The following is a 12,502-nucleotide window of genomic DNA, read 5'->3' as shown; positions in this document are numbered from 1 at the left end:
ATTTCACGTCTGGATGGATAGTTGAATTTAATAAATCTGGCAGAGCATTAAGGAAAATTTAATGCCTATCAAAGAAGCCATTACAATCAAGCAGTTACGTGCTTTGCGCGCGGTGGCGGAAAATGGCTCTATCGCCGCAGCGGCCGATATTCTGGGCCTGACGCCCCCAGCGGTGCACACGCAGCTGAAAACACTCGAATCGAACCTTGATTGTGTGCTGATTGAACGGCACACCTCGGGCCGCTCCTCGCTGACCGCCGAGGGCCGCGCTGTCCTGACCGCCGAGCGGAACGTGGACACCGCCCTGGACACCTGCATCGAGAAGCTTCGCGCGTTGAAGGCCGGCCTGTCCGGCGTCGTCGTGCTGGGCGTTGTGTCCACCGGCAAATACTTCGCCCCCAGTCTGGTCTCCCGCCTGCGCGACGCCTATCCGGATATCGACGTGATCCTGAAGGTCGGCAACCGCGACATGACGATCAACACGTTGCAGCAACGCTCGATCGACTTGGCGATCATGGGTCGCCCGCCCCGCAGCCCCGCAGTTCTGGCCGAATCCATCGGCGATCATCCCCATGTCATCATCGCCAAGCCGGACCACCCGCTGGCCCAGCTTTCGGACGTCCCCGCCGACGACCTGCTGAACGAAACCTTCATCGCGCGCGAAAACGGCTCGGGCACCCGCATTCTGATGACCCGCTATCTGGACCGCATCGGCAACGGCACCCCGTACCGCTGTATCGAAATGGGCTCGAACGAGACTATCAAACAGGCGGTCATGGCCGGGCTGGGTGTCGCCATGATCTCGGGCCACACCGTGACTGAGGAATTGCGCACCGGCCGCCTGGCCGTTTTGCAGCGCGAGGACCTGCCAATCATCCGTCAATGGTTCCTGCTACATCGCGAGGATCTGGAGCTGACTCCAGTCATCGAAACGGTCCGCGCCTATATCTCTGCACAGCAGGGCGGGTTTCTGCCCTGCTGACCCTATTCCCACCATGCGGAAAAATATTTCACTCTATTGAACAGCCGGTTCCTTTGTGCAAACATATTCCCAAATGGGAGGAACATACCGGTGAGATTTGGCGGAAAAATCGCCATCGTGACCGGCGCATCCAGCGGCATAGGCAAGGCGACTGCAAACCGTCTCGCGTCCGAGGGTGCGTCCGTGGCGCTGGTCGATATCAACAAGTGCGAACTGCCCAAGGGTGGCGGTGATCACCTGTCGCTGATCTGCGACGTGTCGAATGAAGCCGAGGTGCAAGGCACCATTCAACAAGTGCTGGATCATTACGGCCGGCTGGACGTGATCTGCAACAACGCCGGGGTGGTCTGCACGCATAGCCCGATCACCGAGATCGACACCAGCCAGCTGCAACATGTGTTCGGCGTGAACCTGTGGGCGATGATGTATTTCACAAAGCACGGGGCGCCCGCGATGATCGCTCAGGGCAGTGGCGCGATCGTGAACACAGCCTCTGTAGCAGGTGTTCGCTCGGGGGCGGGTGGCAACATCTATTCGGCCAGCAAGGCCGGTGTCATCAACCTGACTCAGACCACCGCCTGTGATCTGGGCGCCTACAACATCCGCGTCAACGCTGTCTGCCCCGGCCTGATCGAAACCGGCATGACCAAACCGATTTTCGACTACGCCCGATCGAAAGGCAAAGAAGACAAGCTGGGCAGCCGCGCCGAGTTGCGCCGCTATGGCCGACCCGAGGAGGTCGCGGCCGTTATCGCGTTTCTGGCAAGTGATGATGCCAGTTTTGTCACCGGGCAGGCGCTGCCGGTGGACGGTGGCAACACCGCGTCCCTCAATCTACCTGGAATGAAAGTGTGAGCTTCGCTAACCCCATGTTCGACCGTCACCTCAAAGTCTGGCCCAAAGGCGTTCCGCATCACTTCGATCTGCCCGAACAGACACTGACACGGAACCTGACCGACACAGCTGCCCGCAATCCGTCCAAACCGGCGATCATTTATCATGGGCACACACTAACCTACGCCGAGCTGAATGCTCAGGTCGAGGCGCTGGCCGGCTACCTGCAAAAACGCGCAGGGGTGAAACGCGGCGACCGGGTGCTGCTGTATATGCAGAACAGCCCTCAGTTCATCATCGGCTACTACGCGATCCTGCGCGCCGATGCGGCCGTAATCCCGGTCAACCCGATGAGCAGACACGCCGAACTGATCCACTATGCGGACAATGCCGGGGCCAGCGTGATGCTAACCGGGCAAGAGTTGTTGCCCTTCGCCACCCCTGTCGCCTCCGAGGGTCACCTGAAGACCATCATCGCCGCGAATTACGGCGAATTGTCCGACCCCGCCTGCGACATCCCCCTGCCAGAACCTTTGAACACGCTGAACCCCGCTGACATTTCCGGCCCAGGCGTCGTGCGCTGGACGGATGCCGTGGCCGAAAACATTACTCCTGACGCACCGCAGGCGACCCCTGATGATCTGGCCGTCATCCCGTATTCCTCGGGCACGACTGGCGCACCCAAGGGCTGCGTGCACACGCACCGAACGGTGCAGGTGACCTGCATCGGCGGGCTGATCTGGAACCCAATGGGCGAACATGACGTCAGCCTGACCGTGCTGCCCCTGTTCCATGTCACCGGAATGCAGGCAGCCATGAACTCGCCGATCTACTCGGGTGGCACGATGGTCGTGATGACCCGCTGGAACCGTGCCACCGCCGCCGCATTGATACAGCGGCACCGGGTGACACGGTGGCGCTCGATCTCGACAATGGCGATCGATCTGGTGAACGACCCCGATTTTGACTCCTATGATCTCTCTAGTCTGACAGCCATCGGCGGAGGCGGCGCAGCCATGCCCGCCGCGATTGCGACCAAGCTCAAGGATATGACCGGGCTGGATTACATCGAAGGCTACGGCATGTCGGAAACGATGGCCGCCACACATATCAACCCAACCGATGCGCCCAAACGGCAGTGCCTGGGCATCCCTGTTTTCGATGTCGATTGCCGGGTGGTGGACCCCGCCACCGACCACGAGTTGGGCCCCAACGAAACCGGCGAGATCCTAATGTCCGGCCCCCAGGTTTTCAAAGGCTACTGGCGCAACGATCAGGCCACTGCCGAAGCGCTGATCCAGCGGGACGGCAAGACCTTCCTGCGCACCGGCGATCTTGGGTACTACGACGAAGATGGCTATTTTTTCATGGTCGACCGCGTCAAACGCATGATCAACGCCAGCGGTTTCAAGATCTGGCCGGCCGAAGTCGAGGCATTGATGCACAAGCACCCCAACATCGCCGAGGTTTGCATCATCTCGACCAAGGACCCGCGCCGCGGCGAAAGCGTCAAGGCGGTGATCGTCCGCAAACCCAAAGCCGGAGACAACCTGACCGCCGAGGACGTGATCACTTGGTGCAAGACCGAGATGGCAGCCTACAAGTGCCCTCGCACGGTTGAATTCACCGACAGTCTGCCGAAATCCGGCTCGGGCAAGGTTCTGTGGCGGGAGTTGCAACAGATCGAAGACGCCCGAAGTGGAAAAGCGAGCTGAGACGATGCTTCACTTGACCCAGAAACCCGCAATAAAGTAGGTGCGGCCAAGCCCTTGCCGCCAATTTCGCGTAACCGCCACCCCGGAGACCGCAATGAGAAAACGAACAACAGACCACGCCGAAGACCTGATCGAGAACGAACACACCGGTGACCGGCAGTTCGTTACGGCCTTGCATCGCGGGCTGGAGATCTTGCGCGCCTTCCAACCGACCGACAACAGCGGGCTGGGCAACCGGGAATTGGCCGAACGCACTGGCCTGCCCAACTCGACCGTCTCTCGTCTGACCTACACCCTGCTGAAGCTGGGCTATCTGGTCTATCACGAAGAAACCGGACGCTACCGTATGGGCGTGCCTGTCCTGGGTTTGGGCTATGCCTGCCTGGGCGGGCTGCGCATCCGAGAAACCGTGCAGCCCCACATGCAGCGCCTAGCCGACGAATGCGGCGACGGCGTAATGGTTGCGCTTGGCGGGCGCGACGACATGAAGATGACCTACATCGCCGTGGCCCGCGCCTCTGCCGGCATGATCTCGCTGCAACTGAACGTCGGCTCGCGCATCTCGCTGGCCCGCTCGGCCATGGGTCGGGCCTATATCGCCGGAACGGACGACGCCGAACGCGCACAGATCATGCAGCGCATCCAGGAACGCACCCCGACCGACGAATGGGCGCAGCTGGAGGACCAGATCCTGGACGCATCCGAGCAGATCCGCACGCGCGGCTTCTACCTGAGCATCGGCATGTGGCAACAGGACGTGAACGCGGTGTCGGTGCCCTATCGCTCGATGCACGGTGACGCGCCGATGCTGGCGTTCAACCTGGGCGGTCCGGCCTATATCCTGCCGCGCGACCGGCTAGAAAACGAGCTTGGCCCCAAGCTCGTCCAGATGCGCAACACCGTCGCCCGCACCAGTGGCTGAGCAGGTGCCGGAATTTTCGAAAAATTCCGGCCCGAATTCTTTGCAAGAATTCGCCCGCGCCCCTTACGGAACCAGCACCAGTTTTCCGGTTGCACCGCGGCCCAGTACGCGCTTCAGCACCTCGGCCGCATCAGTCAGCGGATAACGCCCCTCGATCAGCGGCTTGACCTTGCCTTCGCCGTACCAGCCAATCAGCTCTTTCATATTGTCGGCATAGACCTCGGGCTCGGCCCGGGTGAAGTTACCCCAGAACACGCCGACCACCGAGTATTCCTTGACCAGCGACAGGTTCACCGGGAATTTCGGAATCTCTCCGCTGGCAAAGCCGATAATCAGCAGCCGCCCGTTCCGCGCCATCGAGCGCGAGCAGGCATCGAACGCCGCGCCTCCGACCGAGTCATAGACCACGTCCACACCCTTGCCGTCGGTCAGCGCCTTCAGATCGTCCTTCAGAGTCTCATAACCGATCGCCTCGTCCGCACCGGCCTCCAGCGCCAGCTTGCGCTTTTCCTCGGTCGAGCACACCGCGATCACCCGCGCGCCCATGATCTTGCCGATCTGCACCGCCGCGATCCCCGTCGCACCTGCCGCGCCCAGCACGCACAGAGTCTCACCGGCCTTCAGCGCCGCGCGCTGTTTCAGCGCGTGGTGCGAGGTGCCATAGGCCACCAGCAGCGCACAAGCGTCGCCGCCGTCCATCTCTCCAATCGGGAACACCGCGCGTTCGTCCGCCAGCACCTTTTCGGCGTAACCACCCAGCGAGCAGATCGTCGCCACGCGCTGGCCAACCTTCAGCCCCTTGACCTCTGGCCCCGCGCTTTCGACCACGCCAGCCACTTCCATGCCGGGGGTAAAGGGGTGTGGCGGTTTCATCTGGTACAGGCCCTGCACCAGCAGCCCGTCGGGATAGTTCACCCCTGCCGCCTCGACCTTGATGACCACCTTGCGGCCGTCGGCCACCGGGTCCGGCACGTCCTCGTATTTCAATGCATCCAGCGGCGCGAATGCGTGGCTGACAATGGCTTTCATCGGAACCCCTCCCGTCCTGACGGGGCGATTTGGGCCCCTTTTCGCTGCGTCCGAATGTACGGCCCGGGCCTCGAATCGGCAACAATTACGCCGCGTTTTCGCAAAGTGACGGTACGGCACTTTTCTCATTCAAGCCTTTGAATTTTCGCAGAAATCTCTGCCTCTGAAAATCTTCTTCCAAAGCGCCAAAATCGCCATGCGGAATCGAATTTCGCTTTGGCTTCACTCTGGCTTCGCGCTAGTCTCTGCCCCAGGGAGTTTACATTTCACGGGAGGAAACCATGCTCGGCATGATGATGCAGCGGCCGCTGCTTATCAGTGACATCTTGGCCTACGGAGCCGAGGCCAACCCAAACGCAGAGATCGTCTCGGCGCGGACCGAGGGCGACATTCATCGCCAAACCTATGCCGAAACGCTGCCCCGCGTGGCCAAGCTGGCCCACGCTCTGGTTGGCCACGGCGTAAAGCAGGGTGATCGCGTCGCGACGCTGGCCTGGAACGGATACCGTCATTTCGAGCTGTATTATGCGATCTCGGGGATCGGCGCGGTGTGCCACACGATCAACCCGCGCCTGTCGGCCGAACAGCTGATCTACATCGTCAACCATGCCTCTGACAAAATGATCTTCGTGGACACCACCTTTGTCCCGATCCTTGAGGCTGTGAAAGAGCATCTGCCCTCGGACATCGTCTACGTGGTCATGACCGACCGCGCGCATATGCCGGAAAACAGCCTAAACGCACTGTGCTACGAGGAACTCTTGGTCGGGATGGAGGACAGCTATGACTGGCCCGATCTGGACGAAAACGCCGCGGCCGGCCTGTGCTATACGTCGGGCACCACCGGCAACCCCAAGGGTGCGCTGTATACCCACCGCTCCACCGTGCTGCACGCGCTGATCGTGGCCAGCACTGTCGGCGGCGCCATCCCGAAAGAGGGCAAGGTTCTGCCCGTCGTTCCGCTGTTCCATGTGAACGCCTGGGGGCTGCCCTATTCGGCTCCGATCCTGGGCCTGTCCCTGATCATGCCCGGCCAGCATCTGGACGGTGCCAGCCTGTTCAAATTGATGGACGACGAAAAGGTCGATTCCGCTTGGGGTGTGCCCACCGTCTGGATGGGACTGATGGCCGAGATCCAGAAACAGGGCCGCAAACCCGAAGGGTTCTCGGACGTGGTGGTTGGCGGATCCGCCGCACCGCGCGCGATGATCGAGAAATTCGAAAAGATGGGGGTTTCCGTCGGCCACGCTTGGGGCATGACCGAGATGAGCCCCATTGGCACCCACGGTGTCATGCCGAAATGGATCGAAGCCCTGCCCTTCGACCAGATGATCGACAAGAAGGCCCTGCAAGGTCGGCGCGTCTTTGGGGTCGACCTGAAAATCGTCGACGATCACGGCAACAAGCTGCCGCATGACGGCAAAGCCGTGGGCGAGCTTTATGTGCGTGGTAACACCGTCGTCGCCGGTTACTTCAACAACCCCGAAGCCAGTGAAAAGGCGCTCGACGCCGATGGCTGGTTCGGCACCGGTGACATCGCCAGTATCGGCACCGACGGCATCCTTTCGATCCAGGACCGCGCCAAGGACCTGATCAAGTCGGGCGGCGAATGGATTTCGTCCATCGACCTGGAAAACGTCGCAATGGCCCACCCGGCAATCGCCAGCTGCGCCGCCATCGCGATGCCGCACCCGAAATGGGACGAGCGCCCGATCCTGATCGCCGTGCCTGCGGGTGACGAACGTCCGTCGCTCGAGGAAATCCACGAACACATGTCAGAGCATTTTGCGAAATGGCAGCTGCCCGACGACGTGATCTGGGTCGAAGCCCTGCCGCTAACCGCGACCGGCAAAACCTCGAAACTGACCCTGCGCCAGCAGTTTAGCGATTACAAATTGCCGGATCTGCGCTGACAGGTTTCGCGCAAAGCCCAATGCAAATGAAAACGCCCGGCGGAGATACCTCTCAGCCGGGCGTTCTTTTTGCTTTTGCGGCGGAATCAGACCTCCAGCCACTCCTTCCGGACATCTTCACGCTCGCGGAAATCCTCGGGCGTACCCGACCAGACGATCTCTCCGTGGCCCATGACGTAGACGCGGTTGGCGATCCGCAGGGCGATGCTAAGCTTTTGCTCTACAAGCAAAATTGACACACCCGTCTTCGCGATTTCCGCGATCATGTCGCCGATCTGGTGGACGATCTTGGGGGCCAGACCCTCGGTCGGTTCGTCGATGATGATCAGCTCCGGGTCGCCCATCAGGGTCCGGCACATGGTCAGCATCTGCTTTTCACCCCCCGACAGAACACCAGCCGCATTATCTGCCCTGGCGCGCAGGTTCGGGAACATGTCCAGCATCTGATCGACCGTATACTTGCCCGGCACCTTCATGTTCTTGATGCCCAGGATCAGGTTTTCCCGCACGGTCATCGTGGGGAAAATATCGCGACTTTCAGGGACATATCCCAGACCCATATGCGCGATCTGGTGGCTTTCCATGCCCGAGATCGGCTTGCCCTTGAAGGTGATTTCCCCCTTGGGCGGCACCTCTCCCATGATCGCCTTGGCGGTGGTGGAACGGCCTACGCCGTTCCGCCCCAACAGCGCGATGACTTCACCCGGCATGATCTCCATGTTCACACCGCGCAGCACGTGGCTTTTGCCGTAAAAAGCGTGCAGGTCGCTTACTTTCAGCATGGGTTCGGTCATGCGGCATCTCCATTTTCCAGCGCGTCCGCTTCGTCGCCCAGATAGGCCTCGCGCACCCGCGGGTCGCCGCGGATTTCCGAAGGCGCACCCGTCGCGATGATTTCACCGTAGACCAGCACGCTGATCCGGTCGGCCATGTTGAACACCACACCCATGTCGTGTTCCACGATCACCAGTGTCTTGCCTTCGGTCGCCTGCTTGATCAGCGCCACGGCGCGTTCGGTTTCCGAATGCGACATGCCAGCCGTCGGTTCGTCCAGCAGGATCACCTCGGCGCCGCCCGCGATGGTAATGGCGATCTCCAAAGTGCGCTGATCTGCGTAGGGCAACAGTGCCGCCGGCAAATTGGCCTTATCCAGAAGATCAACCTTTTCAAGGATTTCCGCAGTCTTACGCTGCACCTCTTTCAGGTTCCCGACGTTCCGCCAAAAGCTATAGCCGTAGCCCATCGAGTACAGCACGCCGCAGCGCACGTTTTCCCGGACAGACATATTGGCAAAGATGTTGGACACCTGGAACGAGCGGGAAAGACCCATCCGGTTGATCAGGTAAGGCTTGGTCCCGCCGATCTCGGTCCCGTTCAGCCTGATGCTTCCCGAGGTCGGGTGGTACCCGCCCGAGATAAGGTTGAACAGAGTCGATTTCCCGGCCCCGTTCGGGCCGATGATGGCGTGGCGTTCGCCTTTCTCGATCTCCAGATTGACGCCCTGGATGATCTTGGCCGGACCAAAGCTTTTCCTCAGGTCCGTGATGGAAAGCGCGGGGGTCGTCATGCGTGGCCCTCCTCTTTGCGTTTCATGGCCAGACGCAGCAGGCCCACGCCAGCCGCGATCGGGATCAGGATCAAGGCCCAGGTCAGAGCCGAAGCCGTCGGAAGATGCATGCCGAAGGGCTCGAACACTTCGCCATAGCCGTTCGACCAACGCACGGCGACCTCGATCAGGACGATCAGTCCGGCAAAGGCCAGCAGGCCGCCCGCACTGACGGTCAGCCAACGGCCGATACGTTCATTGCGATCCTCGGCGCGCATACCGTTGATAAGGCCAGCGACGATCCCAGCCAGACCACCCGGTGCGAACATCACGACGACCATGAACAGGATACCCAGATACAGCAGCCAAGCTTCGGAATAATCCGACATCATGGACTGCATGTAGGTCAGCACGACTGCACCCACGATCGGGCCGGCAAAGTACCGGATACCGCCGATATAGGCCATCAGCAGCACCATCCCGGACGGAGCCAGAGACACGGCTTCGGGGGTGAAGATCTCGTACTGGACAGCAGCCATGCCACCGGCAAGCCCTGCGAATCCACCGGCGAAGATGAACACCAGATACCGGACACGCTGCGGGTCATATCCAACGAATTCAACACGTTCCGGGTTATCACGGGTCGCCTCGGACATCTTGCCCAGCGGCGTGCGCGTAAAGGCGTAGATGCAGAAGGTGCCAACGATCGTCCAGAAGGCGATGAACCAGTAGACCTCGCTGATCGGGCCAAGCGACAGGCCGAACAGCTCGGGCCCGTTCATGCGGTCACCAGAAATGCCTTCTTCTCCGCCAAAGATCGATCCGAACATGAAGCCCGCCGCGGCGATCAGCTCGGCCACGCCAAGCGAGATCATGGCAAAGGGCGTTCCAGCGCGGCGGCACGACGGCCAGCCGATGACGGCCCCGGCCAATGCACCGCAAGCGAACCCGATGACGGGCAGAAAGAACACCGGGTAGCTAGCCCAGAAACCGCCATCACCGTAAGATGCCTCTTCGATCATGCGCATCGCGTGGACGGCCGCATAACCACCCAGACCGAAATACACCGCATGACCGAAGGACAGCAGCCCGCCTCGTCCCAGCAGCATGTTGTAGCTGAGAGCAAAGACGATGTTGATGCCCATGACGTTCAGCAGCGTCAGCACAAGGCTGGACGGGTTGAACATCGGGATCATCAGCACCACGACGGCAAAGACCACCAAAGGCAGCAGGCGCTGGGTGAATTTCTGGCTATTCGAAGGGGCCAGGTTCTTGAAATCTTGCATGGTTTGATCGCTCATAGTTCACGGTCTCCCAGCAGGCCACGCGGGCGCACCATCAGGATCAGCACCAGCATCAGGAACGGGATCATCGGGGCGAGGGACGCAATCGAGATTCGTCCGACCTCGGATGTGGGCGACAGGCCCAGCCAGCCAAACATATCTGCGAAATTGGCGTCGATCGCGACGGCGAACGTCTGCAACAGACCCAGCAACATGGCGGCCAGGAAGGCGCCCATCAGGCTGCCAAGACCGCCGACAACGACGACAACGAAAACGATCGGTCCCATCTGCACGGCCATCGCCGGATCCGTCACCAGGTAGTTGCCCCCGATCACGCCTGCCAGACCGGCCAGGGCACAACCCACGCCAAACACGGTCATGAAAATGCGTGGCACGTTATGGCCCAGGTGGCCCACCATATGCGGATGGCTCAGCGCGGCTTGGATGATCAGGCCGGCACGGGTGCGATTCAGGATGAACCACAGGGCGACCAGCATCGCCAGCGCGACGAACAGCGTGAAGATTCGATAGGCCGGGTATTGCGCTCCGAACAGTTCGAACAGCGGGAAGTCCAGTAATTCCGGGATCTGGTAATCCACGGCATTACGACCCCAGATGATTTTCACCACCTCGTCGATCAGGTAGGCCAGACCAAAGGTGAACAGCAGCTCGGCGACGTGACCGTTCACGTGCACCGTCCGCAAACCCCAGCGTTCAACGGCTGCGCCGACAAGCCCAACCAGAATCGGGGCAAAGACAAGCGCCAACCAGAAGCTGCTGGCATCCGAAATCGTGTATGCGAAGTAGGCCCCCAGCATGTAAAAGCTGGCATGTGCAAAGTTTAGCACGCCCATCATGCTGAAGATCAGTGTCAGACCACTGGACAGCATGAAAAGCAGGAGGCCGTAAATCACTCCGTTCAGGAGCGAAAATACGATCGTTTCCATGGAAACCTCTTGTAAAGCGGGTGCCATCCCGGCGGGGACGGCACCCTGTTTTCAGATGAACGGCAAGTACTTACGACGGGCGTTCCATCTTGCAGGTCGTCTCGGTACGCGTTGCGTCGGCCTCGATCCGGTCCGCATCACCCGAAACCCAACCCAGCGGCAGTTTTTCGACACCACGGGTCACGTTGTCCGAGAAGGTCGACATGAACAGCGGCTGCAGGATCTGGTGGTTGTCCTCACGCATGGTCAGCGTGCCGGTCGGCCCTTCGTAGGTCATGCCTTCCAGCGCGAATGCAATGGCCTTCGGCTCGGTGCTGCCCGCCTTGTCGGCAGCCATCGCCAGCATGTTCATCGCATTGTGGATCCGGTGGTAGTAGTAGTTGTCCTCCGGATAGGCCGCTTCGTAGCCGTCCACATAAGCCGTTTGCGCATCAGACAGCTGCAGGTTGGTGTTGTGCTCGACAATCGCTTTGACCTGGCCGACAGCGGCTGCGCCCATTGCGGTCGCGGCACCTTTGGAGCCGCCATAGTAGGTCAGGATCGGACCCTTGTAGCCCGAATCGATGGCCGCCTTGATCATCAGAACCATGTCGGCACCCCAGTTGCCGGTGATGATCGCATCCGCACCCGAGCTGATGATTTTCTGGATGTAGGGAGTGAAGTCCTTCACCTTACCCAGCGGGTGCAGTTCGTTGCCGACGATCTCGATGTCGGGGCGCTTCTCGCCCAGGTTCTTGACTGCAGCAGCTGCCACGGCCTTACCGAACGAGTAGTCCTGACCGATGATGTAGACCTTCTTGATGCTGTCCTGACCTTTCACCCAGTCGGTGACAGCTTCCATTTTCATGTCCGCATCCGCATCGAAACGGAAGTGCCAGAAGTTGCAGCGCTCGTTGGTAAAGGCGGGGTCAACCGCGGCGTAGTTGATGAACAGAACTTCCTGTCCGGGGTTACGCTTGTTGTGCTTTTCGATCGCGTCGATCAGCGCCGAAGCCACCGACGAACCGTTGCCCTGCGCGATGAATCGCACGCCCTGGTCGATCGCTTTTTGCAGCTGAACCAGTGATTCTTTCGGGTTGACCTTGTTGTCCAGGCCGATGATTTCGACCTCTTGGCCGCCGACACCGCCCTTGGCGTTGATTTGTGCCGCAGCGTAATTCCATTCGTTCAAACCAGCCTGACCCGACGGCCCAAACGGACCCGAAAGCGGGTCAATAAAGGCGATTTTCAGCGATTCCGCAGACGCACCCGCAGTAGAAACAAAGGCAATCGCGGCTGCCAAGGCGGCAGATTTCACAAGTTTCATAACTTTCCTCCCATTAGAAAAAGAG

The 12,502-nt window shown here is 60.3% G+C and carries 11 protein-coding genes; 5 read left to right on the top strand and 6 right to left on the bottom strand.

All coding sequences use genetic code 11. The features are described 5' to 3' along the window. The first annotated feature begins 61 nt into the window (after nt 1-61). The 4 genes from cbbR to E7681_RS09620 all read left to right on the top strand — a co-directional run bounded on the left by cbbR (nt 62) and on the right by E7681_RS09620 (nt 4,453). Nucleotides 62-982 (top strand): LysR family regulator CbbR, encoded by a 921-nt coding sequence (gene cbbR / locus E7681_RS09635; protein ID WP_136339076.1) that lies wholly within the window; start codon nt 62-64, stop codon nt 980-982. 90 nt (nt 983-1,072) lie between these two features. Beyond that, entirely contained in the window at nt 1,073-1,837 is a 765-nt protein-coding gene (locus tag E7681_RS09630) for an SDR family NAD(P)-dependent oxidoreductase (RefSeq protein WP_136339075.1), read from the top strand. 14 nt (nt 1,838-1,851) lie between these two features. Continuing rightward, nucleotides 1,852-3,531 carry a long-chain-fatty-acid--CoA ligase gene (locus tag E7681_RS09625; protein ID WP_136339347.1) on the top strand — a complete coding sequence of 560 codons (1,680 nt, stop codon included), beginning with the start codon at nt 1,852-1,854 and terminating at the stop codon, nt 3,529-3,531. A 94-nt stretch (nt 3,532-3,625) separates the two neighbouring features. Continuing rightward, on the top strand, nt 3,626-4,453 hold the full coding sequence (locus E7681_RS09620) for an IclR family transcriptional regulator (RefSeq protein WP_136339074.1): 828 nt from the start codon (nt 3,626-3,628) through the stop codon (nt 4,451-4,453). Between the two features lie 63 nt (nt 4,454-4,516). Here the strand turns inward: E7681_RS09620 and E7681_RS09615 are convergent, their stop codons facing one another. Continuing rightward, nucleotides 4,517-5,482 carry an NADPH:quinone oxidoreductase family protein gene (locus E7681_RS09615; RefSeq protein WP_136339073.1) on the bottom strand — a complete coding sequence of 322 codons (966 nt, stop codon included), beginning with the start codon at nt 5,480-5,482 and terminating at the stop codon, nt 4,517-4,519. 281 nt (nt 5,483-5,763) lie between these two features. On the opposite strand from E7681_RS09615, the gene E7681_RS09610 reads away from it, so the two are divergent. Beyond that, the gene (locus E7681_RS09610) at nt 5,764-7,395 is read left to right on the top strand and encodes a long-chain fatty acid--CoA ligase (RefSeq protein WP_136339072.1); all 1,632 of its coding nucleotides are present in this window, start codon (nt 5,764-5,766) and stop codon (nt 7,393-7,395) included. Between the two features lie 86 nt (nt 7,396-7,481). Here E7681_RS09610 and E7681_RS09605 read toward each other — a convergent pair whose 3' ends face one another. From E7681_RS09605 to E7681_RS09585, 5 genes are all read right to left on the bottom strand, one after another. Continuing rightward, the gene (locus E7681_RS09605) at nt 7,482-8,189 is read right to left on the bottom strand and encodes an ABC transporter ATP-binding protein (protein ID WP_246032456.1); all 708 of its coding nucleotides are present in this window, start codon (nt 8,187-8,189) and stop codon (nt 7,482-7,484) included. Continuing rightward, complete coding sequence (locus E7681_RS09600; protein ID WP_136339071.1) at nt 8,186-8,962, bottom strand: ABC transporter ATP-binding protein; 777 nt, start codon at nt 8,960-8,962, stop codon at nt 8,186-8,188. Before E7681_RS09600 ends, E7681_RS09605 begins: the two co-directional genes overlap by 4 nt. Then, nucleotides 8,959-10,242 carry a branched-chain amino acid ABC transporter permease gene (locus E7681_RS09595; RefSeq protein WP_136339070.1) on the bottom strand — a complete coding sequence of 428 codons (1,284 nt, stop codon included), beginning with the start codon at nt 10,240-10,242 and terminating at the stop codon, nt 8,959-8,961. The genes E7681_RS09600 and E7681_RS09595 overlap by 4 nt, the downstream gene beginning before the upstream one ends. Further along, nucleotides 10,239-11,171, bottom strand: coding sequence for a branched-chain amino acid ABC transporter permease (locus tag E7681_RS09590; RefSeq protein ID WP_136339069.1), 933 nt, complete (start codon nt 11,169-11,171; stop codon nt 10,239-10,241). Before E7681_RS09590 ends, E7681_RS09595 begins: the two co-directional genes overlap by 4 nt. Before the next feature lie 70 nt (nt 11,172-11,241). After that, complete coding sequence (locus E7681_RS09585; protein ID WP_136339068.1) at nt 11,242-12,477, bottom strand: branched-chain amino acid ABC transporter substrate-binding protein; 1,236 nt, start codon at nt 12,475-12,477, stop codon at nt 11,242-11,244. Nucleotides 12,478-12,502: the final 25 nt, after the last annotated feature.

The sequence above is a fragment of the Thalassobius vesicularis genome, from assembly GCF_004799325.1.
Lineage (GTDB): Bacteria > Pseudomonadota > Alphaproteobacteria > Rhodobacterales > Rhodobacteraceae > Thalassobius > Thalassobius vesicularis.
The sequence above is the reverse complement of the archived record's forward strand: the minus strand, read 5'-3'. Positions and strand labels throughout refer to the sequence as shown.

Coding starts and splice junctions, on each gene's coding strand:
- cbbR (WP_136339076.1), top strand. CDS start 62: ATGCCTATCAAAGAAGCCATTACAATCAAGCAGTTACGTGCTTTGCGC.
- E7681_RS09625 (WP_136339347.1), top strand. CDS start 1,852: ATGTTCGACCGTCACCTCAAAGTCTGGCCCAAAGGCGTTCCGCATCAC.
- E7681_RS09620 (WP_136339074.1), top strand. CDS start 3,626: ATGAGAAAACGAACAACAGACCACGCCGAAGACCTGATCGAGAACGAA.
- E7681_RS09615 (WP_136339073.1), bottom strand. CDS start 5,482: ATGAAAGCCATTGTCAGCCACGCATTCGCGCCGCTGGATGCATTGAAA.
- E7681_RS09610 (WP_136339072.1), top strand. CDS start 5,764: ATGCTCGGCATGATGATGCAGCGGCCGCTGCTTATCAGTGACATCTTG.
- E7681_RS09605 (WP_246032456.1), bottom strand. CDS start 8,189: ATGACCGAACCCATGCTGAAAGTAAGCGACCTGCACGCTTTTTACGGC.
- E7681_RS09600 (WP_136339071.1), bottom strand. CDS start 8,962: ATGACGACCCCCGCGCTTTCCATCACGGACCTGAGGAAAAGCTTTGGT.
- E7681_RS09595 (WP_136339070.1), bottom strand. CDS start 10,242: ATGAGCGATCAAACCATGCAAGATTTCAAGAACCTGGCCCCTTCGAAT.
- E7681_RS09590 (WP_136339069.1), bottom strand. CDS start 11,171: ATGGAAACGATCGTATTTTCGCTCCTGAACGGAGTGATTTACGGCCTC.
- E7681_RS09585 (WP_136339068.1), bottom strand. CDS start 12,477: ATGAAACTTGTGAAATCTGCCGCCTTGGCAGCCGCGATTGCCTTTGTT.